Genomic DNA, 26,829 nt, shown 5'->3' with positions numbered 1-26,829 from the left:
AAATGGAACTACAAATTTTTAAAAATGAACAATTCGGAGAAGTGCGGACGGCAACTATCAATAATCAGATTTATTTTAATCTTAATGATTGTTGCCAAATTCTGGATTTAAGCAACCCTCGTAAAACGATTGAAAGATTAAATAAAGATGGCGTCACTACTAGTGACATCATCGACAGTCTAGGACGAACTCAACAAGCCAACTTCATTAACGAAGCGAATTTCTATAAGCTTGTTTTTCAATCTCGCAAACCAGAAGCAGAGAAATTTGCTGATTGGGTCACTAGCGAGGTTCTGCCCTCTATTCGTAAACATGGTGCTTATATGACCGACCAAGTGGCCTATAATATCACACACAACAAACAAGCCTTAGCAGACTTGCTCCTTATGGCTGGTAATCAACTGAAAGAAAAAGAAGCAGTCATTAAAAACTTGGAAGCTGAAAAAGCTGTACTTTCCGTTGAAAATACCATAATGAAGCCGAAAGCAGACTATTTCGATGAACTAGTAGATAGAAACTTACTGACCAGCTTCAGAGAAACGGCAAAACAATTAAAAATCAAAGAACGCAAGTTTATTGACTTCTTGATAGAGAAAAAATACATCTACCGAGATAAGAAAGGTAAGCTCCAACCAACAGCCAATAAAAATGATGGCTTGTTTGAGGTCAAGGAAACACTCAACGAAAAAACACAATGGTCTGGAACACAGACACTCATTACACCTAAAGGACGTGAAACCTTTAGACTACTATTTATCTAATTATGCTCTAACCGTATGGAATCCCGTACGGTTTTCTTATGCCCTGAACATGGCGTTAAAAGGTTCAACTATTGGACAAGTCCGTAGTCCTAACAAAAGCGGAGCGACTGGTGATGGAGAACACCTAAAAAGCCTAGCGTAGAGGAAAGGATTTTCAAAATGAAAAAAGAACAACTGGCAAACATCGGCTTAACTGAAGACCAAATTTCTCAAGTCTTCGCTTTGTATGGTGCTTCTGTCCAAAAATTTAAGGATGATGTGGCAAGTAAAGAAAGCGAATTGGAGAGCGTGCGTGGACAGCTGACACAACGTGACCAAGACTTGAATGATTTGAAGAAAAAAGGCGCAGATGTTGAAGATATTCAGCAAAAGCTAGAGGACTTACAAGCTAAGTACAAGCAAGATACAGAAGCGCTTGAGATGAAACTAGCAAACGAGAATAAATCTCGCTTAATCGATGCTGAATTGACAAAAGCTGGCGTTCGAGACTCAGAAATTTTTGAGAAAATCTTAAACAAAGACGAAATCTCTGTAAAAGATGGCAAATTGATTGGCTTAACTGAGCAAATCGAAGCTCAGCGTGCTAAGAGTCCATATCTTTTTAACGGGGAGAAACAAGCCCAATACACGCCAAATCAAGGCGATTGGCAAGGTGCTAATTTAGGGAATTGGGAAACTGCTATGAGCAATCCTAACTTTAACCTAACTCAATTTTTAGAACAACAAGGAGAAAATAACTAATGGCTAATGAAATTACAAAAATTCTAAATGCGATTACACCGCAACAGTACAACGAATACATGCAACAGTACACTGCTGCTAAATCTGCTTTCGTCCAAAGCGGTATCGCAGTATCAGACGAGCGTGTCTCTGAAAACATTACATCTGGTGGACTTTTGGTCAACATGCCTTTCTGGAATGACCTTACTGGTGATTCTGAGGTTCTCGGAAATGGCGACAAAGCCCTAGAAACTGGAAAAATTACTGCTGGAGCAGACATCGCCTGCGTTCTTTACCGTGGACGTGGTTGGGCTGCTAACGAATTGACTGGTATTGTAGCCGGTTCTGACCCAGTCCGTGCTATCTTGAACCGTATCGGTGCTTACTGGTTGCGTGAAGACCAAAAAGCCTTGATTGCTATCTTGAATGGTATCTTTGCTACTGGTACCGGTGGAGAGAAAGGTGCGCTGGAAGAAACTCACGTATCAGACCAAACGAAAGTAGCTGAAGGAATTAGTGCAGCTATGGTACTGGACGCTAAACAATTGCTTGGGGATTCTGCTGATCAAGTTACTGCGATTGCTATGCACTCAGCGGTTTATACAAAACTACAAAAAGACAACTTGATTCAATACATCCAGCCAACAACTGCGACTATCAACATTCCAACCTACCTTGGTTACCGTGTCATTATCGATGATGGTATTGCGCCAACAGGAGATGTTTATACATCATACCTTTTCCGTACTGGTTCAATCGGTCTCAATACAGGAAATCCATCAGGATTGACTACGTTTGAAACTTCTCGTGAAGCTGCTAAAGGTAACGACATGATTTACACTCGTCGTGCCCTTGTGATGCACCCGTACGGAGTGAAATGGACTGGTGCAGAAGTGACTGAAGGAAACATCACTCCATCAAACACTGACTTGGCTAAATTCAAAAACTGGCAACGTGTTTATGAGCCTAAGAACATCGGTATTATCGCTCTGAAACACAAAATTGGCAAATAGATTGGGTAACAGAATATGATTCAAGAATTGAAACAAGACAACACAATGTACTTGATCTCATGCGTTCGGAAAATGCGTCAGGATAATTATTTCAAAGATATGGAAGTTCTTCACTACGCTTTGACCCAAGCAGAAAACGAGATTTTGAATTATATTCACCAAGACAGTGTGCCTGGACGTTTAGAGAGCGTATGGATAGACATGACCAACGACTTACTGGACAAAGTCAAGGAGCAAAGCGTTCTTGCTGAAAAAGCTGACGCAGACGACTTTTCGGTTAAGAGTATCAAAATGGGTGATACGACAATCGAGAAGGTTAGTCCTTATGAAATGATTCAACGAATGAAACAAGTGCCGTCATCACTTGAGCGCTACAAGCGTCAGTTGAATCGTTTTAGGAAGCTACTATGACCGAATATGCTAAGACAGTCTTTGATTGCTTGTATGACTGTAAAATGACGGTTAAAGGTTATACAGAGCAAGAGATAGACGGTTTGACCAGTATGTCAGAAAGCGTGCTATTAGAGGACATTCCTTGCAGGATTTCACAAATGAGCAATAGTTCAACGAACGGGAGCGACTATCAAGCTAACGGCTATGATATGAAACTCTTTTGCTCCGTTGTCTATGATATTCCTGCAGGTTGCAAGATTGAGGTGACTGATAGAAATGGGCACGTTAAAGTGTTTACACGGTCTAATGTGCCTATTGGTCAGTATTGGTCACATCAAGAAATTGCTATAAAGCTAGAGGGCAAGTCATGAGTGGCAGTTTTGATTATCGTAGTTTCGCTAAGTTTGCTAACAACTTCAACAGGAATGCGAATCATGCGAAAGTAGACCGATTTATGAGACAGACTTTGAATTATGAAGGTACCGAACTAAATTCCAAAGTGAAAGAGAGAACACCCGTCGGTGTTTATACGGATCATTGGGTGGAATTCACTACCAAAGATGGCAAACACGTCAAATTTTGGGCAAGTGCTCATGGAAAACAAGGCGGAACCTTGCAAAAAGGCTGGTCTAAAAGCCATATTGAAGTATTTGGACGGACTTATAAGCAGAAAGTTTATAACAAGGTCTACTATGGCCCACACGTTGAGTACGGGCATAAGACAGTCAATGGTGGCTTTGTTCCAGGGCAATTTTTCCTTCATAAAACGGTTGAAGATACTAAAAGCGATATGGAAAAGCGTGTCCGTGATAAGTATGATGGCTTTATGAGAAAGGTAGTGTTAGGAAATGGCAAATAAAGGATTTCGGTTAGTCGAGGAGTTAGTTAGTCATATCAAGGGGTTATATCCTGACATCAGGATTTATCTGGATGAAATAGAGCAAGGTTTTAAAGAACCTTGTTTTTTTATCCATGTGGTTGATACTAAGTACACTCCAGAGGCCAATAAGTATGTGAAAGTGCGTTCTAAAGTGGATTTGTCTTATTTTCCTCCTAAGAAAAAGCGTAGCGAGTGTTTAGCAATGCAGGAAGAATTGAGTTATAAACTCTTACACTTGCCGACGATTCATTTATTTGACCGTCAGTATGAAGTGGTTGACAACGTTCTGCATTGTATTTTTAACGCAAGCACACGCTTGAAGTTAGAAGAGGAAGATATCAAACAACGTGAATTGAAAGTGAAAGAAGAGGTAAAAGATGGATAATGTAGACGGAATTGTGTTCCCTACTGCGGACATTTTGGAAAGTAGCGCTTTTACCAACGGAGAAAAAGACATCTTAGGGGCTATTCTAGATCCAGAAGAGTCTTATAGTTTGGAAGAAGCACGAGCAAAACTAGAATACGAACTAGGAAGGAAGATTAACTAATGGCAGGTGGAATTTGGAAACGCCAAAATAAAGTAAGACCAGGTGCTTACATCAACGTCAAATCAAAAGACATTGCAATGACTCGCCTTGGTGGTGACGGTGTCGTAACAGTACCGCTAGCACTTAGCTTCGGTCAATCAAAGAAATTGATGAAAATCCGACGTGGTGAAGATCTATTTAAGAAGCTAGGTTATGAGCAAGAAAGCCCACAACTCTTGTTGCTGAATGAAGCATTCAAACGTGTTAGTGAAGTCTTGCTTTATCGTCTAAATACGGGCGAAAAGGCAAACGTAAGCCTTTCAGACAACGTAACGGCTCAAGCTAAATATAGCGGTGTCCGTGGGAATGACATCACAGTAACAGTCAAAACAAACGTAGACGACCCAAGTTCATTTGATGTTGTCACATTCCTTGATACTGTTGTTATGGACTCGCAAACTGTAAAAGTCTTGGCTGATCTGAAAAACAATGATCTAGTTGAATTTTCAGGAACTGGCGAACTGCAAGCAGTAGCTGGTGCTAAATTGACTGGCGGTACTGACGGAACAGTCTCAACTCAAGACTATTCAGAATACTTCAAGGCGCTTGAAACAGTTGAATTTAACTATATGGCCTTGCCAGTAGAAGACGCTTCTATCAAAAAGGCAGCTATCAACTTCATCAAACGTATGCGTGAGGATGAAGGGCTAGGCGCTCAATTGGTTGTGGCTGACTCAGACGCAGACAGTGAAGCGGTAATCAATGTTAAAAACGGCGTTATCTTGTCTGATAAGACGGTTATTGATAAGACGAAAGCGACTGTATGGGTTGCAGCAGCCAGCGCAAATGCTGGCGTTGAGAAATCATTGACTTATGAGAAGTACGAAGACTCTGTTGATGTTGTGGGTCGTTTGAGTCATACAGAGACAGAAGATGCGCTTTTGAAAGGGCAATTCGTCTTTACTGCTCGTCGTGGCCGTGCAGTAGTTGAACAAGATATCAACTCACACGTCAGCTTCACGATTGAAAAGAACCAAGACTTCCGTAAGAACCGTATCTTGCGCACCTTGGACGATATCGTGAACGATACTCGTTACGCTTTCTCTGAGTATTTCCTTGGAAAGGTAAGCAACAACGAAGATGGACGTCAAGCGTTTAAAGCGAACCGTATTCGCTACTTCAAAGACCTTGAAGCTCGTGGTGCTATTGAAGACTTCAAAGTAGAAGACATCGAGGTGCTACGTGGTGAGTTGAAAGAGTCTGTAGTGGTTAACGTAAAAGTGAAACCAGTGGACAGCATGGAAAAACTGTACATGACAGTTACAGTAGAGTAGGAAAGGAGATAGTATGGCTTTTTTAAAAGGTCGTGACGTAATCAGCGGTCAGGAAGGTACCGCTTTTATTCACATCGACGGAAGAAACGAGTTCATGTTCTATATCAAGGAACTTGAAGCGACAGTTAAGAAAAACAAAGAAGAAGTCCGCACCCTTAACAAACGTGGTACGCAAGTAAAAGCGACTGGTTTCAAGGGAGAAGGTAAGATGACTATCTACGGTGTAACTTCAACATTCAAGGAAATGATGTTGGACTACATGAAGAATGGTCGGGATACATTCTTTGATATCCAAGTGACCAATGACGATGCGACAAGTTCAATCGGTCGTCAAACAACTATCTTGCGTGAATGTAACCTTGATGAAGTTGTGATGGGTCAACTAAAAGTTGAGGAAGATTTCTTGGAAGAAGAAGTCAACTTTACTTTTGAAGATGTGGATATCTTAGAAAAATTTAATGCGCCTAAATTAGGTTAGAAAGAGGACAGATAAATGGCAATTTCAGACTTTTTACTAGAAAACGTTCAACGAGATGCAACTAAAGAAGTGACACTAGAACGTTTCAAATCTCCTTTTGTCATTCGTAGTATTGACGAAAGCTTAAACGATACGTTGAAGAAACGTGCAACAATCAAGAAGAAAAATCGTCAAGGCGTGACTATTCCTGAGTTTAACAATGAGAGATACATTGACTCATTGATGGTAGCCTGCGTTGTTACCCCAGACTTAAAAGATGCTCAACTGCAAGAGTCTTATCACACAGTTGGAGATGAAGCAGCAACTTTGAAAACTATGTTGAAGATCGGGGAATATAATCGACTTATGCAAGAAATTCAGTCACTTAACGGCTTTGATGAAGACATCAATGATCTTGTTGAAGAAGCAAAAAACGACTAGAGGACGGGGACGCAGAGTTGAGTTATGCTTACTACTGTTTGCATCAATTCAACTGGACTCCGTCCTTTTTGGATAGCTTATCCAAGCGTGAAAAAGCCTTGATTTTTGCCTTTATCGATATCCGAGTAGAAGCAGAGCAAAAGGAACAGAAAGAAATGGAAAGAAAAAGTAGAGGAAGGAGGAGACGGTAGAAGATGACTACATTAATGCAAACACTAGCGCTTAGAGATAATTTCTCAAGCCCTTTAAATCGAATTAACAGTACGATTAACAGGACTATTGCTAAGTTCGGAGATTTGGACAGACGTGTTAAGAAAATGACACAGACTGCAACGATTAAAGTTAAAGCAGATATGCCTAAGAATTTAACTGCACCTAAAGCTACTAGCCCTGTAGCGCCTAAAATGGCACCACCTATCGCTCCTAAACTTCCTCCAACTGGGCCTCTTGTTGGTGGCTTAGGCGTTGCTACATCCATGCTTGGTCGAATGACTTCTATTTCTCGCGCTTTGAATTTCATGGTTGCTATTCAAGCTTTGAGGCAAATGGCCAATTTAATGAGTGGTCTGATTAAGTCAGGCGATGATTATATTCAGACCATGGCAAGGCTTAAGACGATAGAAGATGGATCTAAGACAGGCCAAGAACTTCAAGATAGTATCATGGCAGCAGCACAACGCTCAAGGACTGGCTTCGGTATCATGGCAGACTCAGTGGCTAAACTACGTTCACAAGCTGGAGAAGCTTTTAAGAGCAATGATGAAGCTATTGCATTCGCTGAACAGTTGAATAAACTTTATAAAATCGGTGGTGCTAGTTTAGAGCAACAAAAAGCAGGGACGCTTCAAATCACACAGGCACTTGCTTCAGGGGTTCTTCGTGGTGATGAGTTTAACTCTATGATGGAGAACGCTCCGCTTGTTGCCCAAAAACTAGCTAGACACCTTGGTGTCAGCGTCGGGCAACTACGGGCAATGGCTAAAGATGGCCAATTAACCGGAGATACTCTTAAGAACGCTTTGCTTGGTTCAGCAGTTGAAACAAACGCTGAATTTGCGAAAATGCCGATGACCTTTGCCGACATGATGACTCAGGTTGGTAACGTTGCCTCATACGCATTTCAGCCTTTGATTCAAGCATGGCAAGAGTTTATTAATAGTACCGCTGGACAAAACTTCATGGCAGGTTTAGAGACCGCTATGTTTGCGATTGGCCAGATAGCTCTGTGGCTCTTTAATCTCTTCGTTGCAGGCTGGAACTGGGTTACTGAGAACATCAATATAGTCATGACTGCATTAACACTTCTTGCGGCAGTTGCTCTTATAGCAGGTGTTGCAATGTTTGTAGCGGGTTTGATGGCAGGAGCACCTTGGGCTTGGCTGATGCTGATACTGATAGGTGTAATTGGAATCGCGCTATTAATCGGTACAGCTCTAAACGCTATGGGGATTTCATTCTTAGACGTTGCAGCTGCTATTGTTGCAGCCTTTGTCTTTGTCGGAACGGTAGTTTATGACATTATTATGTTCGTTATTAATCTTGTTATGTATATGATTGCACCGATTGTAAACATCTTCATAGGTATTTACAACATTGGTGTAGCAATTGCAGAGTTTTTGAGAAATGTTTTTAAGCACCCGATATATTCCATCAGAAAGTTATTTTATAATCTTGTTCGAACTGTATTAGATTATTTTGCTTCGTTTGTTGATGGGGTAGTAAATGTAGCACAATCTATCGGTAATGCTTTTATAGCTGGTGCAAACATGGCTATTAAGGCTATTAACTGGATTATTGACGCTTTAAATAAAATACCAGGAGTGAATCTAGGAAAAGTTGGCGAAATGGGCTATATGTCTAATGACGGTAGTTTTGCCAATGGTATTCGTGCGATGGGAGAGATGTTTAATCCGGGAGAGGCTCCTGATGATTATGAATCTTTTGATGGCATGCGTGCTAACATGATGACTCCAGGCGGTTTGTGGGATGGGATGACAAATCCTTTCTCAACTGCTGGCAATGCTTTTAGTGGTACCAAGGCTTTTGGTCAAGGTGTTGGTGATGCCATGCAAGACTTCGCTGATAAGATGAAAGGTCAAGACGAACTTGCTTCTAAGTTTGACCAAATGAACCAAACACCAGCAGGAGCAGGTGCTCCTTCTGGTGGTGCTGGTGGTCTTGGCGACAAGCTAGGCAAAGGCAAGAACATTGGTAACGTCGGTAAGATTGAAGATGAAGTCAAGCTGAAAGACGAAGATATCAAGATGATGCGTGATGTCGCAGAACGTAAGTATATCATTGATTACCAAGTTCTAACACCTCAAGTTAGCGTAAATTACGAGTCTAAAAATAGTGCTACTGAGCAGGATATCGATGATTTAGTTGGTAAGATTGAAGATAAGATTGTCGGTTTGGTCGATAGCGACCTAGGAATTGCGTAGGAGGTAGAAAGAAATGGCGATTGGTATTTTCGTAGAGTACAAAGGTCAAGTCACACAACTTCCTGTCAATCCAGAGGAACTGAAAACGAAGAATAGCGCAAATAACGAGTCCACAACGAGTATTGCGCTAGGAGAAATAACCCAGATGAGTTTTCCTAAACTCTCTGAGGTTACTTTCACTTCATTCTTCCCTAGAGACACTTTCCGCTCTTATGTCCTGAATAAATCAGGAACGCCTGAAACCTATGTCCGACTCTTAAAGAAAATCATGGACGGGAAAGAACCTTGTCGCTTAATTATCTCTGGCGTGGGTATCAATATGCTTGCGACAGTTGAGAGTTTTGAGCAACAAAGAAAAGCTGGTATTCATGAGGATGTTTACTATGATATCACTTTCAAAGAGTACAAGATGGCCAAGGCTCGGTTTGTAAAAATCGAAAAGAAGGTATCAGAAGAGAAGAAAGCTAGTCAGCCTCAGAAAGAGCAAGCCCCTTCGACTAAGAAAGAAGTGACTATCGGTGCAAAGGTGCTCGTCAATGGGCAGTTGCATAGAGATAGCTACGGAGAAGGGCCTGGTCAAACCGAGTCAAACGCAACTAGACTTGTCAATTATATCAATATGAAAGGGTCGCATCCTTATCACGTTACTATGCTTGATGGCGGTTGGCGTGGTTGGGTTACTGCTGATTCGGTGCAAGTCCTATGATGGAATTTCTGATTCAAGATGTGAATGACGGTAAAGTCTTTGATATCACTGAGTTGGTCGGAGGTGTCAAATGGGAAACCAGTATTGATTTTCAGCCGGGAAAACTTGAGTTTGATATGATTATAGACTCACAGGTTGCTTGTAACTTTGGGGATGTCATTCGCTTCAAGGTGGATGATAAGGGTATTTTTTACGGCAAAGTTTTCAAGAAAAAGCGGAAATCAGCCAAGAAATGGTCGGTTACTGCTTATGACAGAATGAGGTATCTGAAAAACACAGACACAATCGTGTTTGAAGCCTCTAAGAGTCATGAAATCTTTAGTAAGATTTGCGAAATATCAGAACTTGAGTACAAAGTTGTTGATGAAGGTAACTGGACGTGCCCGGAGAAAATCGAAGATAAGAAAACTTATTTTGCGATGATCCAGAACGCTTTGGACTTAACGTTGATTCATGGTGGTATGTGGTACATCATTAGAGATAACTTTGGTACAGTCGAGCATATAGCCTTAAATTCGCTGATTACTGACTTAGTGATTGGCGATGATAGCGTGGCTACAGATTTTGACTATGAAGGCTCTATCGATGATAGTTTCAACTATGTGAAACTGACTAAAGACAACAAGGAGAGTAAGAAGCGTGAAGTGTACGTCGTGAAAGACTCTAAAAATGTCGCTCTTTGGGGCAAGTTGCAGTACCACGAAAAAGTGGATGAAAAGATGAATGAGAGTCAGATTCAACAGAAGGCTGAACTCTTATTGAAAGCTAAAAATCATCCTAAAAAGACTTTTAAAGTTCCTTGCTTAGGACATCTTGGCATTAGTGCAGGCAACAGTGTTGTACTGGATTTTGCTGATTTAGAGTCTGAAGGGATTAAGAAGAACAGCCTTGGTATTATCTCTAAATGTACCCATAAGTGGGACAAGGTGCATACAATGGATTTAGAATTGAGGACGCTGGAATAATGGCAGGAGAGTTATTAGCACGACTTTTGGCGCAAGGAGTAGATGATGGGACAGATAGAACAGACATTGTTTTTGGCTCTGTCACATCTGTTTCTCCTTTAACAATCAAGGTTAATAATAAACTTGAAATCCCTGAGTCTTTTTTAGTTCTAAGTCCGATGGTTAAAGAACTACGCACTGGAGATACTGAAGGGGACAACAAGAGATGGATTGTTTTTCGTGATCTTGAAGCAGGAGACAAAGTCTTAATGATTAAAGCCCAGAACGGGCAATTGTACTACGTTTTACAAAGGATGGAGTGAAGATGGTAGATATACGAAACATTGAAGAAGTTGTTTTGCCATCCTACACTTATCAAGTGAAAAATGGCAGAATACACGGATATATTGACGGATTAGAAGCCATGAGGCAAGCAGTTGAAAAGATTTTGCTTACAGAACGGTTTGAGTGGGTTATTTACTCTTCGAACTACGGAGTAGAATTGGAGCGTTTGATAGGAAAGCCTTATGATTTTGTAAAAGCTGACCTTGAGAGAACAATTTCTCAAGCCTTGTTAGTTGATACAAGAATTAAAAGTGTCCAAAATTTCTTCATCGAGCAGCAAACCAAGGACAGCTTGCTTTGTGTCTTTGAAGTCCATACTATATCCGGTTTATTTAAAGTCGAAAAGGAGGTGACGCTGATTAATGATAGGTGATTTCTTAGAAAAATATACGTTTGATTATCTGATGAATGACGCTCTTTCTCGTGTCAATGAAAATATTGATACACGGGAAGGTTCTATCATCTATGACGCATTGGCGCCTGCTTGTTACGAGTTAGCTGGTTTTTATTTGCAGTTGAAAAACCTACTGCTAGATACATTTCCACAGACTGCTATTGGCCAATACCTAGACTACAAGGTTGAAGAGTTCGGTCTACATCGTTATCCGTCAAAAAAAGCGGTACGCTTTGCGGAGTTTAAAAATGAGAGAAAAGAAGGCGTACAAATCGCTCTAGGTTCTCGTTTTGCGACAATTGACGATGCTGCACTCATCTACAAGGTAGTTCGTGCAACAGATGTAGTAGGCAAGTATGAAGTAGAGTGTGAGACGACTGGCGTTGTCGGAAATCGCTACTATGGCAATATCTTGCCCTTGGAGAACTACAGAAACCTAGCTACTGCTGTCTTAGGGGAAATCGTTACATCTGGCCAAGATGAAGAAACTGACGATGAATTGAGGAAGCGTTTCTTGATTTACGTCAATGAGAAGCCGTTTGGCGGTAACTTCATCGAGTACGTTCAGCGTGTCCGTGAAATTGACGGTGTTGGCGCAGTTCAGGTTTATCCAGTTTGGAATGGCTCAGGGACGGTTAAAGTAGTTGTTTTAGACAACGACTTAAACTTGGCATCTACCGAGACAATCAAGAAGGTGCAAAATGTTCTGGATCCACTAGAATATACTGGAAAAGGCGTTGGACTTGCTCCTATCAATCATCGTGTGACGGTTACGACCGCGACACGCTTCCCGATTGATATTGAGTTTAAACTTGAGTTGATGACAGGATATCAGCTAAATCAAGTAAAAGAACTGGTAGACAAGGCTCTAGACCAGTATTTCTTAGACTTAAGAAAGAACTGGGCGCAATACTCAGATGTCAACACCTACAGCATGAAAATCTATCGCTCGCAGTTAATGGCCAAGTTACTGACCATTACAGGTATCGCAAACGTTGATAAGATGAAATTAAACAACCGTGAAGCTGATTTAGCACTTGTTTTTACAGGACAATTACAACAATTGCCGTATAAAGGAACAGTGAGGACGGTTTAATGGTAAAAGAAGTAAACTTATCTGAATACGTTCCAGATTACTACGAGGGCGTCAAAGATATGAAAGAACTGGTTCGGGTTGAAAATGCTCTGTTTAAAGACGGAACTATATCGTTAGAGCAGTTCATCAAGAATCAGTTTATTATGCTCTGCGATGTCCCTACCTTAACGAAATTTGAAGAAGTCTACGGTATTGTTGCTCATGCCGACGATACGTTGGACTGGAGAAGAGAGCGTGTTTTGTTGCGGATCAATATGAGGCCACCATTTTCATGGTGGTTTTTAATTCGCAAATTAGACGACCTTTTCGGAAAAGGAAAGTACAAGGCTTCAGTAGATTTCGCTAATCAGGTCTTACTGATTGAGTCTGGAGCAGAAACGAGTGGACTTTTCAGGGAGTCGGTTATTTTCGTAAATGCAATCAAACCAGCAAATATGGGGTATACACATATCCCGACAGTAACAGAACAATTCAAGCTGAAAGAACGGTTATTCAAGACGTCAGTAGACTTTGCCAGAGCAGGTTATGCAGTTGTAGGCGTGACACCTTTTGAGTATGAAGGGCCACAAGAGGAGGTTTTATTCAATGATTAAAGAAGCGTTACTAAACACAGTTACAGAAACCGTACTAGCTAAAATTAACAAAGCAAGATTGAATGACAATCAGATTGTGACGATACAGAAGCAACGAGAGCAACATTTTGTCCTGATTGATTTCTTGGTACCAGACTCAATCAGAGAAATCAACAAGATTGAGTTGTTAGACGCTTCAAATGTCCCTCAGTCTGTCATTGATGTATACGTTCCGATTGAAACAACGACACGATTCAAATATAGACTGGAGGTGCTAACAGATGGCTAAAATCTGGAGGTCAAGAGATATTATCGGCGCTGAGGATGCGCAACGATGGGAAAACAAAGCCGATTCAAGCCACAGGCACAAGGTTGCAGATATAGACGGTCTGCCTGAAAAAATTGACGAGTTCACTAGAAGCAAGGCTGAGAAGGTTGACCTTACTGGTCACATCAACAACCGCAACAACCCACACAATGTTACAAAACAACAAGTAGGACTAGGGAATGTCGCAAACGTCGAACAAGCAAGTAAAGTTGATTTTAACAATCACACAACTAATCGCAACAATCCGCATGGAGTGACGAAATCCCAAGTTGGTCTGGGTAACGTAGACAACGTAAGACAAGCCAGTTATACAGACCATGAAGCGACTAAAAGAGAAGTTAATGAGCAAGAACAACGATTGTCATTGCTAGAAGAAATGGTATTACAGAATGCGTTCTATATACCAATCAAGGCTGAAGATAATGCTAATGTATTGCTAGGTGACGAAAACAACAATTTAGTAGTAGCTGATTGGAAATACCAAATAGTAGAAAGGGAGGAATAGATGAATGGTAATTATGAGTAACCAAGTTAGAAAAGCTACTGATTTGCCAACGTTATCCAACGTATCAGACGGAGATGTGGTGCTAGTTCATAGTGGGGCAGGATTGAAAAAAGTACCTGTATCCACTTTAAAACGAACATTTACAACACCGCAATCGGCTATATCAGTTGCTACATCAAACTCAAACGGTATCGTCAGACCGGATAATCAGACGACAGAGGTGTCAAATGGTGTGTTGAAAGCTAAGACTGCAACTAGTGGGCAGACTGGTGTGGTGCGACCTGATAACTCGACGATCACAGTCGATAGTTCGGGTGTCTTGCGAGTAAACAGGTCGGCGCTTGGAATTCCAAGTACACCGTCCGAAGTGATCGCGAATAAATTTGTAAACCAAAACGGAAACCAGCAAATGAAGTATTGGTATGGCTCAAAAGCCCAATATGAAGCAGTCAGAACTAAAGATCCCAATACAATCTATGATGTGTATGAGTAGGTGGTATTATGGCTACAAGAGAAGGAATCTATGTCGGAGGACATGAGATTATAGAACGGTATGTTGGAAGTAAGTTAGTGTGGCAAAAATGGCGGTTTTTAAAACGTTTTAATAATTTAAAAAGCGCATTTATTTATCCACATTCATCTAATACGGTTGCTGTAGATGGAAATTTCATAAGTTTAGCAAGTAGTTTCGATAGTGAAAACAGAAAACTTAAACTTATTAATTATAGTAATTATGACACAGAGGTCTTCTATGCGAATCGAGTTTATGTATACACAAGATACTCAGGTGAAAACAATTACATTGCAGATAAACAATTACATATCGAGTTCGACAGCAACCAAGAAGCTTCGGATTTCAAACAACGCTATCATTCTGGAACAATAGATATTTATATTAGATAGGAGAAAATTAACATGGAATTTGTATTAGTAAATAAATTTTTTAGAGTTGGCAAGACGGAAGTCTCTATTCAATGTGACAAGCCGTTAACTTTTTTCACCCGTGAGTTAGAGGGTGACCGCCTTGGTGATACGGATGAAACGCTCATTGAAGCAATCAAAGAGATTCTACGCACCGAACTTGACCCGACTAGCGCCATTGTCAAAAACCAAGAACAATGGGCTAAAACGACGGAAGCGCTGGAGAAAGCCAATCAGCTTATGGATGGCATGCAGAAGGTCAATCTCCAGAATGCTCAGGATATTGAGGATATCTTAGCGCGATTGGAAGAGCTGGAAGCTCAAGGAGAGCCTGACCAGGGGGAGAAAGAGGAGGCAGGAGAGAACGACTCTCAGGCTACAGACACAGAAAACCAAGCTGATGAACCAGCACCAGTTCAACCAACTACTGAACAACCGGTAGCAGAAGCGTCTACACAACCAACCCCAGCGGTAGAAGATACAAAAGAAAGCGAGAAAGAAGATGACATTTCTGAAACGACAAACCAAGAGAGCCCTAGTGAAGACGATGGAGGTAGCAGCGATGAGTAAGATTACACTAGACCAAGCAAAAATTGACATGTACATCAATCTACTGGAACGTGGAACAGTTGACTTTTCATGGGTACATAAACGCTGGAAAGACCGTGTGCGCAAGGAATTGAAGCGTCGTGGTTTGAGCCATCTGGCAAACTAGCGAGGTGCTTATGGATGTCTTACAACAAACAGAACATTTCTTTATGAATGTGCTACCATCGGCTTCACCGATTATCATCGCTTGGCTTAGCTACAAATTGCCGAAAAAAGCCAAAGAAGAGACGGAGAGAATCGTCTCGGAACTAACCAATGTCAAGAAACAGATTGAAGATGTCCAGAGTACCGCTAAAGATAGCAATTCAAAAATTGATGAAGTTCAAGAGAAGTTGAAAATACACGATGAGGCGCATCTAAATACCATGAAGTTGCGCCTTGACCGTGATATGCGACAGGCTATTAACAGAGGATATACCTCCCGAGAAGAATTTTCCCTAGTAGAAAGTATGCACAAAAGCTATAAAACTCTAGGAGGCAATGGCTACATAGACCGTTTATTCAGCGATTTTGAAAAATTGGATATCAAAGAAGGCATCTTAATAGATGATTAGAAAGGGGCGCAGAATGGGTTGTAACAACCACAAAGTTAATACAACCAATTTGGCTCGAATTGATGGAGGTGACCTTATTAAACAAGGGGATTTGTCTTCTACTTTTGGGTTTGAATTGTTAGACGAGAATTACCGTGTTATGACCTTGTTTGAGGGTCAAGATGCGGTTGTTACTCTAACAAAGGGACCACGTAGGTGGAAGACAACCGCTCCCGTCACTAGCCATTCTGTCAATTTTAATTTAGATAGTATTCTACCAAGTGGAAAATATCGAGTGGAAATCTCGGTCGGAGGGTATATCTTCCCAAGCGACAGAGATACTTATATTGAAATCGAAGACTCAGATAAAGAATTGGTTACGGAAGATGTCTACACTTTGAAGGAGTTAGACATCGAAAAAGAAGTAAAAAAACAGCTTGCAGAAAAAACAGTAACAGATGGTGGAGTATGTCCGGAATTTCCAGACCTACTCTTTTTTTACAACTTAGGAAAGGTATAGAAAAAATGGACACAACAAAATTAACGGCATTCGCACAAGCAGTCGGAGCAGATATCAAGGAAGTGAAGCAAAGCGTCAGCACTAAAGTAGAAACTTCAGCAATGACGCAAGCTATCTCTCAGGCAGTCACTCAAGCTAAATCCGAGGTTAAGGCTGAAATCTTGGGTGAAGGTACCCCTGAGAATTTGGATACGCTCAAAGAAATCGCAGAAAAAATCACAAGTATGGGACAAGATGAAAATGGCGCACTTTTGGGAAAAGTGACAGAGGTTAGCGGACGTGTAGACCAGATTGCTAATCTTGATTTAGTTGAGACTTACAATCAAGCGAAAGCGTGAAGCCTATGAATAACCTTGAAAATCTAGCAAAAGCAATTGGTAAGGATATCAAGGCGATCAAAGAAGATTCAGAGTTAAAGGATAGGGAAGTCCAGGAAAGACTGGGCTCCCTTGAGAGTAGACCGAGAGTCAATCCAGAAACCCTCGTTACAAAAGCGGAGCTGGAAGAGAAAGGCTACTTGACCTCCCACCAAGACTTGTCTACTTATGCCCAAAAATGGGAGTTGTACAATGATATCCCCATCAAGGCTAGGATTTCCGCCTTGGAAAATCGTCCATCATTTGACAATCTGACCTCCAGCCAGAGAGAAAGCTTAAAAGGGGAAAATGGGCATAGTTTGAATGCCAGCGTTCGTATTGAGGGTTCTTATAAGAATGGCTCTACTAGCCAATTGAATCTGTTTGCGGATGTATTCTACGATGGCGAAGCAGTCACGAGTGGTTATACTCTTGATTACTACTACCGTGGCTTTGGAAATAACAACTGGGGGGTGTTGAGAAATCAGACTCCTGATCCAGCTGGGAAATTTGGAACCTGGAGTGCTACCCGGCGCTCTGGTGGTTGGTTCGAAGTCCGTATTGAAGTGAATTATAGAGGTTTAAAAGCCTCTGCTTTCACTCATTTGGATAATATCAACGATGGCGAACGAGGCGCAACGGGGGCACCTGGTCAGAACATTGTCAATCAGAACGGCTCGCAGGCACTCAACTATTGGGCAGGTACGCAAGAGCAGTACGATGCTCTTCCAACCAAAGACCCTAACACGATTTACGATATTTTTAAGTAGGTGAAGCTATGAAAGATAGAGTAAGAATCATGTTAGGAAGTAGAGAGATTGTCAAGCGTTATATTGGTGATAGGTTGGTGTGGGAGGGTTTGAAAAGTGTTACCATAAAAGATGTGACTCTCTCTTTTTTTAAAAATTATAGTCTTTTTGTATATAAAAAGACTATAAAAACAACTCTTGGAGATAAGAAAATAACAAAAGTAAGAATAGGCGCTAGCGAATTCCCGTTGATCACGACAAAATCGGTGGGTATCTCTGATAATTCATACACTTTTCATTTGAGTAGCGAAACAATTGAAAACTTCAAACGCGTAGGAGTCACAACGGGGTATATTAGCCTTGATATCACATTCTATTATGAATAAGAAAGGAAACAACACATGACACAATTTAACGAATTTATCATCGCTTTTGCGACAGGATTTTTAGCAGTAGCAGTAGGCGGTATCGTGAAAGCAGTGAAAGACTATCTTTTGCGAAAAGGTGGAGAAAAAGCGGTTATTATCGCTGAAATCCTAGCCAAGAACGCAGTTCATGCCGTGGAGCAGGTAGCTACTGAAACTGGCTACAAGGGAGATGAAAAGCTGGCACAGGCTCGCGCTAAAATTAGTGCAGAGCTGACCAAATATAACATCAGCATGACGAACAAAGACTTGGATACCTTTGTAGAGTCAGCAGTGAAGCAGATGAATGACGCTTGGAGGGAGTAAATATGTCTAAAAAACAGGAAATGATTCAATTCTTCATCGACAAGGCTAACGCAGGCGATGGAGTAGATAATGATGGAGCTTATGGCTTCCAGTGTGCCGATGTGCCTTGTTATGGGTTGCGTAATTGGTATGGTGTGACTCTTTGGGGTAACGCTTATGACTTACTTGAGTCAGCACGTTCACAAGGCCTAAAAGTAGTGTATGACGCTGACTATCCAAAGGCAGGTTGGTTTTTCGTAAAATCGTACGTAGCTAGCGACGGTGTCAATTACGGCCATACAGGGCTTGTCTATGAGGACTCAGACGGATATACCATCAAGACGATTGAGCAGAACATAGATGGAAACTGGGACTACCTCGAAGTAGGTGGCCCTTGTCGCTACAATGAGCGTTCTGTCGATGAAATCGTTGGGTATATCGTGCCGCCTGAAGAAGTCGAAATCGGCTGGCAACAAAACCAGTACGGCTGGTGGTGGGTTCGTGAAGACGGCTCTTATCCAACTGACAAGTGGGAGAAAATCAATGATGTTTGGTACTATTTCGACGAAAAAGGATTCATGAAACGTAGTACCTGGTTGAACTACAAGGACGCTTGGTACTGGTTCACGGATTCAGGATCTATGGCAACTGGCTGGGCTCGTATCAACAACGCTTGGTATTACTTCGATGAAGACGGCAAGATGGTCACTGGTTGGATTAAGCACAAGTTGACTTGGTACTATCTTGACCGTAAGAACGGAAACATGGTATCAAATGCCTTTATCCAGTCCGCAGACGGAACAGGCTGGTATTACATTAAACCAGACGGAACAATGGCAGACAAGCCAGAATTCACAGTAGAGCCAGATGGCTTGATTACAGTTAAATAAATAGAAAGGAAACTTTCTAAATTGTTCTTTCACCGCAGGCTCAGGCTTGCGGTTTTTTTGTTTGTCTGAAATTGACTTGTTGACATCAACAAATAGCTTTATAAAGCGCTTGGTTGCCAATTTTGTTGACGTTAACAAAATTAGAGTTTGTATTTCTATTTTGCAAAAACACGCATTTTGAACGATTAGAAACCAAAATCACAATCCTATTCTTCAAAAAAGCGTTTACATGAAGAATAGGGGGGATTTGATATGCCCCAAAAATTTAAAAATTAGATTTGGGGCATTTTTAGGGCATAAGTTTAAAACTTATATATCTTCTCCCCTAGAACTAAATTTATTTTTAAACGTATTTATACTTATTTTTCGAAACTTTCTTCCAATATATAGCTATGAAGTATATCCTTTACAAAAAGACGCTGTTAAATAATCAGCCTTTAAAAAGCCTATTGTATCAAGCTTTCTAGCTTGGTCAGTAGGCTTTTTTGTGTATAGAGGGCAAAAAAGGGGCCAGAATCTGAATGAACTAGTACCGGAACAAATATTTCAAATATTGGCTAATTCAAATTGCGTAGCAGAAATCATACAAATGAAATTGATTATAGTAAAATAGGATATGAATTATTAAGAAAGTTGGTTCTTTATTGGAAACGATAGTATTTTCAATCTCTGTTTTTCTAGCGGGTGTTTTATCCTTTTTTTCTCCTTGTATTTTTCCTCTTCTACCAGTCTATGCTGGAATTTTATTGGATGATCAGGAAAGTGCAAAAAGCTTCTCTCTGTTTGGAAGGAAAGTCGCTTGGTCAGGTTTGATTCGAACGCTTTGCTTTATTGCAGGTATCTCTCTCATTTTCTTTATCTTAGGATTTGGTGCTGGTTACCTTGGTAATATTCTCTATGCCAATTGGTTTCGCTATACCATGGGAACGATTATCATCATTTTAGGCCTTCACCAGATGGAAATTTTTCATTTTAAGAAATTAGAGGTTCAAAAAAGCTTTACTTTTAAGAAATCAGAAGCCAATCGTTATTGGTCAGCCTTTTTACTCGGTATTACTTTTAGCTTTGGTTGGACGCCTTGTATTGGTCCAGTTTTAAGTTCTGTTTTAGCGCTTGCCGCTTCTGGAGGTAATGGTGCTTGGCAAGGTGCAATCTATACCTTGATTTACACTCTGGGGATGGCAATTCCTTTCTTGGTTTTGGCACTAGCTTCAGGCGTAGTTATGCCATATTTTAGTAAAATTAAACGTCATATGATGCTACTGAAGAAAATTGGTGGTTTCCTTATTATTTTAATGGGAATTTTATTACTATTAGGACAAGTAAATGTTCTAGCTGGAATTTTTGAATAAAGGAGAAAAAGATGAAAAAAGTAATGTTTGCTGGCTTAAGCCTCTTGTCATTAGTTGTATTGATAGCTTGTGGTGAGGAAGAGACTAAAAAGACTAAAGCACCAGAACAATCCCCAAAACAACAGCAACAAACGACTGTACAACAAATTGCTGTTGGGAAAGAGGCGCCAGATTTTACCTTGCAATCAATGGATGGCAAAGAAGTAAAGTTATCTGATTATAAGGGTAAAAAGGTTTATTTGAAGTTTTGGGCTTCATGGTGTGGTCCATGTAAAAAAAGTATGCCTGAGTTGATGGAATTAGCGGCGAAACCAGATCGTGATTTTGAAATTCTTACTGTTATTGCACCAGGAATTCAAGGTGAAAAAACTGTTGAGCAATTCCCACAATGGTTCCAAGATCAAGGTTATAAGGATATCCCAGTTCTTTATGACACCAAAGCAACCACCTTCCAAGCTTATCAAATTAGAAGCATTCCTACAGAATATCTAATTGATAGTCAAGGTAAGATTGGAAAGATACAATTGGGTGCTATCAGTAATGCGGATGCAGAAGCAGCCTTTAAAGAAATGAACTAGAATAGATAAAAATCTGATTACAAGAGAGTAGTCAGATTTTTTAGAAAAACATTTTATAAATATTCACAAATACCCTATATTTATGGTAAAATAGAATCATCATTTTATTTTGGAGTCAAAGATGAATATATTTAGAACAAAGAATGTCAGTTTGGATAAAACGGAGATGCACAGGCATTTGAAATTATGGGATTTGATTTTGTTAGGTATCGGAGCCATGGTAGGAACTGGTGTTTTTACAATCACAGGTACTGCAGCAGCAACTCTAGCGGGTCCAGCCCTAGTGATTTCAATCGTCATTTCTGCCTTGTGTGTGGGATTATCAGCCCTCTTTTTTGCAGAATTTGCTTCGCGAGTACCCGCTACAGGTGGTGCCTACAGTTATCTCTATGCCATCTTAGGAGAATTCCCAGCCTGGTTGGCTGGTTGGTTAACCATGATGGAGTTCATGACAGCCATATCGGGTGTGGCTTCTGGTTGGGCAGCGTATTTTAAAGGGCTTCTCTCTCAATACGGGATAGCCCTTCCTCAGGCTTTAAATGGTACCTTTAATCCTCAAGCAGGAACATTTATTGATTTATTGCCTATTCTTGTCTTGGTATTGGTGACCTCGCTTGTTTTACTTAATGCTAAAGCAGCCTTACGCTTTAATTCTATTCTAGTTATTTTGAAATTTTCCGCTTTAGCTCTCTTTGTTTTAGTAGGAATTTGGCATATCAAACTTGAGAACTGGAGCAATTTTGCTCCTTATGGTTTTGGACAAATCTATGGTGCTAGTACTGGTATTATGGCTGGTGCGTCCTTGATGTTCTTCGGTTTTTTGGGATTTGAATCCATCTCTATGGCCGTAGATGAGGTCAAGACTCCTCAAAAAAATATTCCTAGAGGGATTGTCTTATCGCTCTCTATCGTAACCATTCTTTATGCCTTGGTGACGCTTGTCTTAACTGGTGTGGTCCATTATAGCCATCTAAATGTCGACGATGCCGTTGCCTTTGCTCTTCGTAGCATTGGGATTAGTTGGGCAGCCAACTATGTGTCATTAGTGGCTATCTTAACCTTGATTACGGTTTGTATCTCAATGACTTATGCCCTATCGCGTATGATTTACAGTTTAGCGCGTGACGGATTGATGCCTGCCGCCTTTAAAGAATTAACAAAGACTAGCAAGGTACCAAAGAATGCTACTATCTTGACCGGTCTAGCTTCAGCAGTAGCTGCAGGAATATTCCCACTAGCCAGTATCGCAGCCTTCTTAAACATTTGTACCTTGGCCTACTTGATTATGCTGGCTTACGGCTTGATTCGCTTACGGAAAGAAAAAGGAATGCCCAAAGCTGGAGAATTTAAAACACCATTAGTACCCTTATTACCGATTTTATCAATCATCATTTGTTTATCCTTTATGTTGCAGTATAATATGGAAACCTGGATTGCTTTCCTAGTTGCATTGTTGATAGGAAGTATCATTTACTTTTCTTATGGCTATAAGCATTCTACCATAGAAGAATAAAGTGAGAATCTGTTGAGTTATTGAAACTCAGCAGATTTTTATATGTGAAAGAAATTTCAAATTTTTTCTAAAAATATCTTGACAGATTAAATTTTTAAGAGTAGAATGTTTACCAGTTAATTAAATAGTTAAGGAGTTGTTTATGAAGAAACAAAGTTTATTTTTAGTATTGTTAAGTGTCTTTCTTTTGTGTTTAGGGGCTTGTGGCCAAAAGGAAAGTCAGACTGGGAAAGGGATGAAAATTGTAACCAGTTTTTATCCTGTCTATGCTATGGTCAAGGAAGTATCTGGTGACTTGAATGATGTTCGGATGATTCAGTCAAGTAGTGGAATTCACTCCTTTGAACCTTCGGCAAATGATATCGCAGCCATCTATGATGCAGATGTCTTTGTTTACCATTCGCATACTCTTGAATCTTGGGCGGGAAGTCTGGACCCCAATCTTAAAAAATCTAAAGTGAAGGTTTTAGAGGCTTCTGAAGGAATGACCTTAGACCGAGTCCCAGGGCTAGAAGATGTGGAAGCAGGGGATGGAGTTGATGAAAAAACGCTCTATGACCCTCACACTTGGCTAGATCCTGAAAAAGCTGGTGAAGAAGCCCAGATTATCGCTGATAAACTTTCAGAGGTGGATAGTGAACATAAAGAAACTTATCAAAAAAATGCGGAAACCTTTATCAAAAAAGCTCAGGAACTAACTAAGAAATTCCAACCTAAATTTGAAAAGGCGACTCAGAAAACCTTTGTAACACAACATACAGCCTTTTCTTATCTAGCGAAGCGATTTGGACTCAATCAACTTGGTATTGCAGGTATCTCTCCAGAACAAGAACCAAGTCCAAGACAACTAACAGAAATTCAGGAATTTGTTAAAACCTATAAAGTTAAAACGATTTTTACAGAAAGTAACGCTTCTTCAAAAGTAGCTGAAACTCTTGTCAAATCAACAGGTGTGGGTCTTAAAACTCTGAATCCTTTAGAGGCAGACCCACAAAATGACAAGACTTATCTAGAAAATCTTGAAGAAAATATGAGTGTTTTAGCAGAAGAATTGAAATGAGGAGATTATGAAAATCAATAAAAAATATGTGGCGGGTTCGGTGGCAGTTCTTGCCCTAAGTGTTTGTTCCTATGAACTTGGTCGTTACCAAGCTGGTCAAGTTAAGAAAGATTCTAATCGAGTAGCTTATATAGATGGTGATCAGGCTGGTCAAAAAGCAGAGAACTTGACACCAGATGAAGTTAGTAAGAGAGAGGGAATCAACGCCGAACAAATTGTTATCAAGATTACGGATCAAGGTTATGTGACCTCTCATGGAGATCATTATCATTACTATAATGGCAAGGTTCCTTATGACGCTATCATCAGTGAAGAACTGCTGATGAAAGATCCAAATTATCAGTTGAAGGATTCAGACATTGTCAATGAAATCAAGGGTGGTTATGTAATTAAGGTAGACGGTAAATACTATGTTTACCTCAAGGATGCCGCCCATGCGGACAATATTCGTACAAAAGAAGAGATTAAACGTCAGAAGCAGGAACATAGTAGTAATCACGGGGGTGGTTCTAACGATCAGGCAGTTGTTGCAGCCAGAGCCCAAGGACGCTACACAACGGATGATGGGTATATCTTCAATGCATCTGATATCATTGAGGACACGGGTGATGCCTATATCGTTCCTCATGGCAATCACTTCCACTATATTCCGAAGAGTGATTTGTCTGCCAGTGAATTAGCTGCTGCCCAAGCCTTCTTATCTGGGAAAGGTGGCCAATTAAGTACGGTTGAATATCGTTCAAGTAGAGCTGAAACAAGATCTAGTGTGAGAATGAGTCAATCTGAAGCTCCTCAAGATTCTGCCAAAGCTCCTGAAAGTCAAAGTGAGGATTTAGCTAGTCTCCTTCAAGAATTATACGCTTTGCCACTTAGCCAACGTCATGTGGAGTCTGATGGATTAGTATTTGACCCAGCACAGATTACAAAACGTACTGCCAATGGTGTGGCAGTTCCTCACGGAGATCATTTCCATTTCATTCCTTATTCGCAAATGTCTGCCTTGGAAGAAAAATTGGCTCGAAATCTACCAATTGGAGGTCAGCCAGTTCAAAGTCATTCTAATAATACGAAACCAAGCAGTCCTGAGAAAACAAGTTCAACACCAAGTTCAACCATTAAACCAAACTTTAATCTCAATACGCCGGCACCGAATCGAGCAACTGGAGGTGCCTATACAACGGATGATGGGTATGTCTTTAGTCCGACAGATGTGATTGAAGATACAGGTGACGCTTTTGTTGTACCGCACGGCAATCATTTCCACTATATACCTAAGAGTGATTTGTCTGCAGGAGAATTGGCTGCTGCCCAAGCTTATTGGAATGGTAAACAGTCTCATTCTGCTACAAGTTCAAGTAAACCAAGTAGTGATAATGCTAAACCAGCCCAACCAAGTTTGACAGAGACTCCAAACCTGACTGTCACCCCAACATATCATCAAAATCAAGGGGAAGATATCCCAACACTTTTAAGTGAATTGTATGCCAAACCTTTATCAGAACGCCATGTTGAATCGGATGGTCTAGTCTTTGATCCGGCACAAATCATCAAACGTACAGCTAACGGTGTCGCAGTTCCTCACGGAGACCATTATCACTTTATCCCTTATTCCCAAATGTCACCGCTGGAAGAAAAATTGGCTCGTATGATAGCTGTCAAGGGACAAAATGGCAGTGTCTTGCCAAGTGTTACTCCTCTGAAGCCAGCCCCTACTACCAAACCTCAAGCACCAGTGGGAAATAAACCGACAGAATTTGATGTCAACCAGGTTGTTAGAAAAGTTGGCGACGGTTATATTTTCGAGGATAAGGGAGTCAGTCGTTATGTTCTAGCTAAAGACCTGGCCAAGGATAAGATTGACGCCATTGAAAATCTCTTGTCTAAGAAAACTCAAGAGACACATGCCCTAGTTGCGAAGAAAGAAAATGTCGTTCCTCGTGACCAAGAATTTTATGATAAAGCATATAATTTATTGGCCGAGGCTCATAAAGCCTTGTCTGAAAATAAGGGTCGTACTTCTGATTTCCAAGCCTTAGACAAATTAGCAGAACGCTTGAATGATGAATCTTCTAATAAAGGAAAATTGGTAGATGATTTATTGTCATTCCTAGCACCAATTACTCATCCAGAACGTCTTGGTAAACCAAATTCTCAAATTGCTTATACAGACGATGAAATTAAATTAGCGAAATTAGCAGGTAAGTATACAACAGAAGATGGCTATATCTTTGACACTCGTGATATTACCAGTGATGAGGGAGATGCTTATGTAACTCCACATATGTCCCATAGTCATTGGATTAAGAAAGAGAGCTTGTCTGAAGCTGAAAGAGTGGCAGCCCAGGCTTATGCTAAAGAGAAAGGTTTGATACCTCCTTCAACAGAGAATCAGGGTTCAGGAAATACTGAGGTTAAAGGAGTAGAAGCAATCTATAATAAAGTGGAAGCAGCTAAGAAGGTCCCACTTGATCATATTCCTTACAATCTACAACATACTGTTGAAGTTAAAAATGGTAGCTTAATTATACCTCATTACGACCATTACCATAACATTAAATTTGGTTGGTTTGACGAAGGACTCTATGAAGCACCTAAGGGTTATAGCCTTGAGGATCTCTTTGCGACTGTAAAATATTATGTTGAACATCCTGAAGAACGTCCTCACTCAGATAATGGTTGGGGAAATGCCAGCGACCATGTTCGTAAAAATAAGGCAGACAAAGACAGTAAATCTGATGAAGATAAGGAAGATCATCATGAATCAGTCGAGTCAACCCGTCCTGAATCCAATGAAAAAGAAAATCATACAGGTTCAACCCCTTCAGTAGATAATCTTTATAAACCGAGCACTGATGAAGACGAGACAGAAGAAGTACCTAAAGATACAACAGACGAAGCTGAAGTACCTCAAGTAGAAACCGAAAAAGTAGAAGCCAAACTCAAAGAAGTAGAAGCTCTACTTGCTAAAGTAACGGATGCTAGTTTGAAAGACAATGTGACAGAGAGCCTATCTGGTTTACGAAATAATCTGAGTCTCCAAACCATGGATAATAATGGTATCATGGCAGAAGCAGAAAAATTACTTGCGTTGTTAAAAGGTAGTGAGTCAGTTACGACGAAACCAGAAGCATAAGTTTATCCTATTAAATCAATATGATGTAAGAGTCAGTAGCAATACTGG

Annotated in this window: 37 protein-coding genes; all 37 read left to right on the top strand. The window is 40.5% G+C overall.

Annotated features, from left to right (window positions below):
* The first annotated feature begins 2 nt into the window (after positions 1-2).
* The 37 genes from STYK_RS05810 to STYK_RS05625 all read left to right on the top strand — a co-directional run bounded on the left by STYK_RS05810 (position 3) and on the right by STYK_RS05625 (position 26,781).
* On the top strand, positions 3-761 hold the full coding sequence (locus STYK_RS05810; RefSeq protein WP_261804674.1) for a phage antirepressor KilAC domain-containing protein: 759 nt from the start codon (positions 3-5) through the stop codon (positions 759-761).
* A gap of 159 nt (positions 762-920) precedes the next feature.
* Positions 921-1,502 carry a phage scaffolding protein gene (locus tag STYK_RS05805; protein ID WP_261804673.1) on the top strand — a complete coding sequence of 194 codons (582 nt, stop codon included), beginning with the start codon at positions 921-923 and terminating at the stop codon, positions 1,500-1,502.
* Positions 1,502-2,494: a major capsid protein gene (locus STYK_RS05800; protein ID WP_261804672.1), complete on the top strand. Its 993-nt coding sequence runs from the start codon at positions 1,502-1,504 to the stop codon at positions 2,492-2,494. The genes STYK_RS05805 and STYK_RS05800 overlap by 1 nt, the downstream gene beginning before the upstream one ends.
* Before the next feature lie 15 nt (positions 2,495-2,509).
* On the top strand, positions 2,510-2,905 hold the full coding sequence (locus STYK_RS05795; RefSeq protein WP_261804671.1) for a hypothetical protein: 396 nt from the start codon (positions 2,510-2,512) through the stop codon (positions 2,903-2,905).
* The gene (locus STYK_RS05790; RefSeq protein ID WP_061759930.1) at positions 2,902-3,258 is read left to right on the top strand and encodes a hypothetical protein; all 357 of its coding nucleotides are present in this window, start codon (positions 2,902-2,904) and stop codon (positions 3,256-3,258) included. Before STYK_RS05795 ends, STYK_RS05790 begins: the two co-directional genes overlap by 4 nt.
* Positions 3,255-3,746 (top strand): HK97 gp10 family phage protein, encoded by a 492-nt coding sequence (locus STYK_RS05785; protein WP_261804670.1) that lies wholly within the window; start codon positions 3,255-3,257, stop codon positions 3,744-3,746. Before STYK_RS05790 ends, STYK_RS05785 begins: the two co-directional genes overlap by 4 nt.
* A complete protein-coding gene (locus STYK_RS05780; RefSeq protein WP_261804669.1) occupies positions 3,736-4,152 on the top strand; it encodes a phage tail terminator family protein in 417 nt (138 codons plus the stop codon). The genes STYK_RS05785 and STYK_RS05780 overlap by 11 nt, the downstream gene beginning before the upstream one ends.
* The gene (locus STYK_RS05775; RefSeq protein ID WP_023948067.1) at positions 4,145-4,315 is read left to right on the top strand and encodes a hypothetical protein; all 171 of its coding nucleotides are present in this window, start codon (positions 4,145-4,147) and stop codon (positions 4,313-4,315) included. Before STYK_RS05780 ends, STYK_RS05775 begins: the two co-directional genes overlap by 8 nt.
* Positions 4,315-5,628 carry a phage tail sheath family protein gene (locus STYK_RS05770; RefSeq protein WP_033675937.1) on the top strand — a complete coding sequence of 438 codons (1,314 nt, stop codon included), beginning with the start codon at positions 4,315-4,317 and terminating at the stop codon, positions 5,626-5,628. The genes STYK_RS05775 and STYK_RS05770 overlap by 1 nt, the downstream gene beginning before the upstream one ends.
* Before the next feature lie 13 nt (positions 5,629-5,641).
* Positions 5,642-6,106 (top strand): phage tail tube protein, encoded by a 465-nt coding sequence (locus STYK_RS05765; protein ID WP_173229699.1) that lies wholly within the window; start codon positions 5,642-5,644, stop codon positions 6,104-6,106.
* Positions 6,107-6,121: 15 nt separating this feature from the next.
* On the top strand, positions 6,122-6,526 hold the full coding sequence (locus STYK_RS05760; RefSeq protein ID WP_261804668.1) for a phage tail assembly chaperone: 405 nt from the start codon (positions 6,122-6,124) through the stop codon (positions 6,524-6,526).
* Between the two features lie 17 nt (positions 6,527-6,543).
* Positions 6,544-6,717 carry a hypothetical protein gene (locus STYK_RS05755; protein ID WP_261070891.1) on the top strand — a complete coding sequence of 58 codons (174 nt, stop codon included), beginning with the start codon at positions 6,544-6,546 and terminating at the stop codon, positions 6,715-6,717.
* Positions 6,718-6,720: 3 nt separating this feature from the next.
* Positions 6,721-8,967, top strand: a complete 2,247-nt coding sequence (locus STYK_RS05750; protein WP_261804667.1) for a tape measure protein — start codon at positions 6,721-6,723, stop codon at positions 8,965-8,967.
* A gap of 13 nt (positions 8,968-8,980) precedes the next feature.
* The gene (locus tag STYK_RS05745; protein WP_061759919.1) at positions 8,981-9,673 is read left to right on the top strand and encodes a phage baseplate protein; all 693 of its coding nucleotides are present in this window, start codon (positions 8,981-8,983) and stop codon (positions 9,671-9,673) included.
* Positions 9,673-10,638 (top strand): XkdQ/YqbQ family protein, encoded by a 966-nt coding sequence (locus tag STYK_RS05740; protein ID WP_261804666.1) that lies wholly within the window; start codon positions 9,673-9,675, stop codon positions 10,636-10,638. Before STYK_RS05745 ends, STYK_RS05740 begins: the two co-directional genes overlap by 1 nt.
* A complete protein-coding gene (locus STYK_RS05735; RefSeq protein ID WP_015973671.1) occupies positions 10,638-10,940 on the top strand; it encodes a DUF2577 domain-containing protein in 303 nt (100 codons plus the stop codon). The genes STYK_RS05740 and STYK_RS05735 overlap by 1 nt, the downstream gene beginning before the upstream one ends.
* A gap of 2 nt (positions 10,941-10,942) precedes the next feature.
* Positions 10,943-11,335 carry a DUF2634 domain-containing protein gene (locus STYK_RS05730; RefSeq protein WP_023948079.1) on the top strand — a complete coding sequence of 131 codons (393 nt, stop codon included), beginning with the start codon at positions 10,943-10,945 and terminating at the stop codon, positions 11,333-11,335.
* The gene (locus tag STYK_RS05725) at positions 11,325-12,452 is read left to right on the top strand and encodes a baseplate J/gp47 family protein (protein WP_261013859.1); all 1,128 of its coding nucleotides are present in this window, start codon (positions 11,325-11,327) and stop codon (positions 12,450-12,452) included. Before STYK_RS05730 ends, STYK_RS05725 begins: the two co-directional genes overlap by 11 nt.
* On the top strand, positions 12,452-13,045 hold the full coding sequence (locus tag STYK_RS05720; protein ID WP_261804665.1) for a YmfQ family protein: 594 nt from the start codon (positions 12,452-12,454) through the stop codon (positions 13,043-13,045). Before STYK_RS05725 ends, STYK_RS05720 begins: the two co-directional genes overlap by 1 nt.
* Positions 13,038-13,313 carry a hypothetical protein gene (locus tag STYK_RS05715; RefSeq protein ID WP_261804664.1) on the top strand — a complete coding sequence of 92 codons (276 nt, stop codon included), beginning with the start codon at positions 13,038-13,040 and terminating at the stop codon, positions 13,311-13,313. Before STYK_RS05720 ends, STYK_RS05715 begins: the two co-directional genes overlap by 8 nt.
* On the top strand, positions 13,306-13,857 hold the full coding sequence (locus STYK_RS05710; protein WP_261804663.1) for a hypothetical protein: 552 nt from the start codon (positions 13,306-13,308) through the stop codon (positions 13,855-13,857). Before STYK_RS05715 ends, STYK_RS05710 begins: the two co-directional genes overlap by 8 nt.
* A gap of 4 nt (positions 13,858-13,861) precedes the next feature.
* Positions 13,862-14,350 (top strand): phage upper tail fiber protein, encoded by a 489-nt coding sequence (locus tag STYK_RS05705; protein ID WP_261804662.1) that lies wholly within the window; start codon positions 13,862-13,864, stop codon positions 14,348-14,350.
* A gap of 8 nt (positions 14,351-14,358) precedes the next feature.
* Positions 14,359-14,760: a potassium-transporting ATPase subunit C gene (locus STYK_RS05700; protein WP_261804661.1), complete on the top strand. Its 402-nt coding sequence runs from the start codon at positions 14,359-14,361 to the stop codon at positions 14,758-14,760.
* 12 nt (positions 14,761-14,772) lie between these two features.
* Entirely contained in the window at positions 14,773-15,348 is a 576-nt protein-coding gene (locus STYK_RS05695; protein WP_261804660.1) for a hypothetical protein, read from the top strand.
* Positions 15,341-15,493 carry a hypothetical protein gene (locus tag STYK_RS05690; RefSeq protein WP_173278030.1) on the top strand — a complete coding sequence of 51 codons (153 nt, stop codon included), beginning with the start codon at positions 15,341-15,343 and terminating at the stop codon, positions 15,491-15,493. The genes STYK_RS05695 and STYK_RS05690 overlap by 8 nt, the downstream gene beginning before the upstream one ends.
* A 10-nt stretch (positions 15,494-15,503) precedes the next feature.
* On the top strand, positions 15,504-15,941 hold the full coding sequence (locus STYK_RS05685) for a coiled-coil domain-containing protein (protein WP_261804659.1): 438 nt from the start codon (positions 15,504-15,506) through the stop codon (positions 15,939-15,941).
* Positions 15,942-15,954: 13 nt separating this feature from the next.
* The gene (locus tag STYK_RS05680) at positions 15,955-16,440 is read left to right on the top strand and encodes a hypothetical protein (protein ID WP_173278034.1); all 486 of its coding nucleotides are present in this window, start codon (positions 15,955-15,957) and stop codon (positions 16,438-16,440) included.
* A 5-nt stretch (positions 16,441-16,445) separates the two neighbouring features.
* Entirely contained in the window at positions 16,446-16,778 is a 333-nt protein-coding gene (locus STYK_RS05675) for a hypothetical protein (protein WP_261804658.1), read from the top strand.
* A 5-nt stretch (positions 16,779-16,783) separates the two neighbouring features.
* Positions 16,784-17,566, top strand: coding sequence for a phage upper tail fiber protein (locus STYK_RS05670; protein ID WP_261804657.1), 783 nt, complete (start codon positions 16,784-16,786; stop codon positions 17,564-17,566).
* Positions 17,567-17,574: 8 nt separating this feature from the next.
* Positions 17,575-17,931 (top strand): hypothetical protein, encoded by a 357-nt coding sequence (locus STYK_RS05665; RefSeq protein ID WP_261804656.1) that lies wholly within the window; start codon positions 17,575-17,577, stop codon positions 17,929-17,931.
* 15 nt (positions 17,932-17,946) lie between these two features.
* Positions 17,947-18,276 (top strand): phage holin, encoded by a 330-nt coding sequence (locus tag STYK_RS05660; RefSeq protein ID WP_261804655.1) that lies wholly within the window; start codon positions 17,947-17,949, stop codon positions 18,274-18,276.
* 2 nt (positions 18,277-18,278) lie between these two features.
* Complete coding sequence (locus STYK_RS10260; protein ID WP_315972260.1) at positions 18,279-19,145, top strand: N-acetylmuramoyl-L-alanine amidase family protein; 867 nt, start codon at positions 18,279-18,281, stop codon at positions 19,143-19,145.
* Between the two features lie 644 nt (positions 19,146-19,789).
* Positions 19,790-20,497, top strand: a complete 708-nt coding sequence (ccdA2, locus tag STYK_RS05645; protein WP_060628265.1) for a thiol-disulfide oxidoreductase-associated membrane protein CcdA2 — start codon at positions 19,790-19,792, stop codon at positions 20,495-20,497.
* Between the two features lie 11 nt (positions 20,498-20,508).
* Entirely contained in the window at positions 20,509-21,075 is a 567-nt protein-coding gene (gene sdbB / locus STYK_RS05640) for a thiol-disulfide oxidoreductase-associated lipoprotein SdbB (protein ID WP_060628266.1), read from the top strand.
* Between the two features lie 121 nt (positions 21,076-21,196).
* On the top strand, positions 21,197-22,588 hold the full coding sequence (locus tag STYK_RS05635) for an APC family permease (RefSeq protein ID WP_261804654.1): 1,392 nt from the start codon (positions 21,197-21,199) through the stop codon (positions 22,586-22,588).
* Positions 22,589-22,730: 142 nt separating this feature from the next.
* Positions 22,731-23,648 carry a zinc-binding lipoprotein AdcAII gene (gene adcAII / locus STYK_RS05630; protein ID WP_261804653.1) on the top strand — a complete coding sequence of 306 codons (918 nt, stop codon included), beginning with the start codon at positions 22,731-22,733 and terminating at the stop codon, positions 23,646-23,648.
* 7 nt (positions 23,649-23,655) lie between these two features.
* A complete protein-coding gene (locus STYK_RS05625; RefSeq protein ID WP_261804652.1) occupies positions 23,656-26,781 on the top strand; it encodes a pneumococcal-type histidine triad protein in 3,126 nt (1,041 codons plus the stop codon).
* Positions 26,782-26,829 lie beyond the last annotated feature (48 nt).

The sequence above is a fragment of the Streptococcus toyakuensis genome, from assembly GCF_024346585.1.
Lineage (GTDB): Bacteria > Bacillota > Bacilli > Lactobacillales > Streptococcaceae > Streptococcus > Streptococcus toyakuensis.
Note: the sequence above shows the minus strand (reverse complement) of the source record. Positions and strands in the feature narration are given on the sequence as shown.

Coding starts and splice junctions, on each gene's coding strand:
- STYK_RS05675 (WP_261804658.1), top strand. CDS start 16,446: ATGGACACAACAAAATTAACGGCATTCGCACAAGCAGTCGGAGCAGAT.
- STYK_RS05760 (WP_261804668.1), top strand. CDS start 6,122: ATGGCAATTTCAGACTTTTTACTAGAAAACGTTCAACGAGATGCAACT.
- STYK_RS05810 (WP_261804674.1), top strand. CDS start 3: ATGGAACTACAAATTTTTAAAAATGAACAATTCGGAGAAGTGCGGACG.
- STYK_RS05785 (WP_261804670.1), top strand. CDS start 3,255: ATGAGTGGCAGTTTTGATTATCGTAGTTTCGCTAAGTTTGCTAACAAC.
- STYK_RS05805 (WP_261804673.1), top strand. CDS start 921: ATGAAAAAAGAACAACTGGCAAACATCGGCTTAACTGAAGACCAAATT.
- adcAII (WP_261804653.1), top strand. CDS start 22,731: ATGAAGAAACAAAGTTTATTTTTAGTATTGTTAAGTGTCTTTCTTTTG.
- STYK_RS05695 (WP_261804660.1), top strand. CDS start 14,773: ATGGAATTTGTATTAGTAAATAAATTTTTTAGAGTTGGCAAGACGGAA.
- STYK_RS05745 (WP_061759919.1), top strand. CDS start 8,981: ATGGCGATTGGTATTTTCGTAGAGTACAAAGGTCAAGTCACACAACTT.
- STYK_RS05705 (WP_261804662.1), top strand. CDS start 13,862: ATGGTAATTATGAGTAACCAAGTTAGAAAAGCTACTGATTTGCCAACG.
- STYK_RS05660 (WP_261804655.1), top strand. CDS start 17,947: ATGACACAATTTAACGAATTTATCATCGCTTTTGCGACAGGATTTTTA.
- STYK_RS05770 (WP_033675937.1), top strand. CDS start 4,315: ATGGCAGGTGGAATTTGGAAACGCCAAAATAAAGTAAGACCAGGTGCT.
- STYK_RS05665 (WP_261804656.1), top strand. CDS start 17,575: ATGAAAGATAGAGTAAGAATCATGTTAGGAAGTAGAGAGATTGTCAAG.
- STYK_RS05735 (WP_015973671.1), top strand. CDS start 10,638: ATGGCAGGAGAGTTATTAGCACGACTTTTGGCGCAAGGAGTAGATGAT.
- STYK_RS05780 (WP_261804669.1), top strand. CDS start 3,736: ATGGCAAATAAAGGATTTCGGTTAGTCGAGGAGTTAGTTAGTCATATC.
- STYK_RS05680 (WP_173278034.1), top strand. CDS start 15,955: ATGGGTTGTAACAACCACAAAGTTAATACAACCAATTTGGCTCGAATT.
- sdbB (WP_060628266.1), top strand. CDS start 20,509: ATGAAAAAAGTAATGTTTGCTGGCTTAAGCCTCTTGTCATTAGTTGTA.
- STYK_RS05725 (WP_261013859.1), top strand. CDS start 11,325: ATGATAGGTGATTTCTTAGAAAAATATACGTTTGATTATCTGATGAAT.
- STYK_RS05750 (WP_261804667.1), top strand. CDS start 6,721: ATGACTACATTAATGCAAACACTAGCGCTTAGAGATAATTTCTCAAGC.
- STYK_RS05710 (WP_261804663.1), top strand. CDS start 13,306: ATGGCTAAAATCTGGAGGTCAAGAGATATTATCGGCGCTGAGGATGCG.
- STYK_RS05635 (WP_261804654.1), top strand. CDS start 21,197: ATGAATATATTTAGAACAAAGAATGTCAGTTTGGATAAAACGGAGATG.
- STYK_RS05795 (WP_261804671.1), top strand. CDS start 2,510: ATGATTCAAGAATTGAAACAAGACAACACAATGTACTTGATCTCATGC.
- STYK_RS10260 (WP_315972260.1), top strand. CDS start 18,279: ATGTCTAAAAAACAGGAAATGATTCAATTCTTCATCGACAAGGCTAAC.
- STYK_RS05775 (WP_023948067.1), top strand. CDS start 4,145: ATGGATAATGTAGACGGAATTGTGTTCCCTACTGCGGACATTTTGGAA.
- STYK_RS05670 (WP_261804657.1), top strand. CDS start 16,784: ATGAATAACCTTGAAAATCTAGCAAAAGCAATTGGTAAGGATATCAAG.
- STYK_RS05720 (WP_261804665.1), top strand. CDS start 12,452: ATGGTAAAAGAAGTAAACTTATCTGAATACGTTCCAGATTACTACGAG.
- STYK_RS05700 (WP_261804661.1), top strand. CDS start 14,359: ATGGCTACAAGAGAAGGAATCTATGTCGGAGGACATGAGATTATAGAA.
- STYK_RS05790 (WP_061759930.1), top strand. CDS start 2,902: ATGACCGAATATGCTAAGACAGTCTTTGATTGCTTGTATGACTGTAAA.
- STYK_RS05715 (WP_261804664.1), top strand. CDS start 13,038: ATGATTAAAGAAGCGTTACTAAACACAGTTACAGAAACCGTACTAGCT.
- STYK_RS05625 (WP_261804652.1), top strand. CDS start 23,656: ATGAAAATCAATAAAAAATATGTGGCGGGTTCGGTGGCAGTTCTTGCC.
- STYK_RS05690 (WP_173278030.1), top strand. CDS start 15,341: ATGAGTAAGATTACACTAGACCAAGCAAAAATTGACATGTACATCAAT.
- STYK_RS05730 (WP_023948079.1), top strand. CDS start 10,943: ATGGTAGATATACGAAACATTGAAGAAGTTGTTTTGCCATCCTACACT.
- STYK_RS05685 (WP_261804659.1), top strand. CDS start 15,504: ATGGATGTCTTACAACAAACAGAACATTTCTTTATGAATGTGCTACCA.
- STYK_RS05740 (WP_261804666.1), top strand. CDS start 9,673: ATGGAATTTCTGATTCAAGATGTGAATGACGGTAAAGTCTTTGATATC.
- STYK_RS05800 (WP_261804672.1), top strand. CDS start 1,502: ATGGCTAATGAAATTACAAAAATTCTAAATGCGATTACACCGCAACAG.
- STYK_RS05765 (WP_173229699.1), top strand. CDS start 5,642: ATGGCTTTTTTAAAAGGTCGTGACGTAATCAGCGGTCAGGAAGGTACC.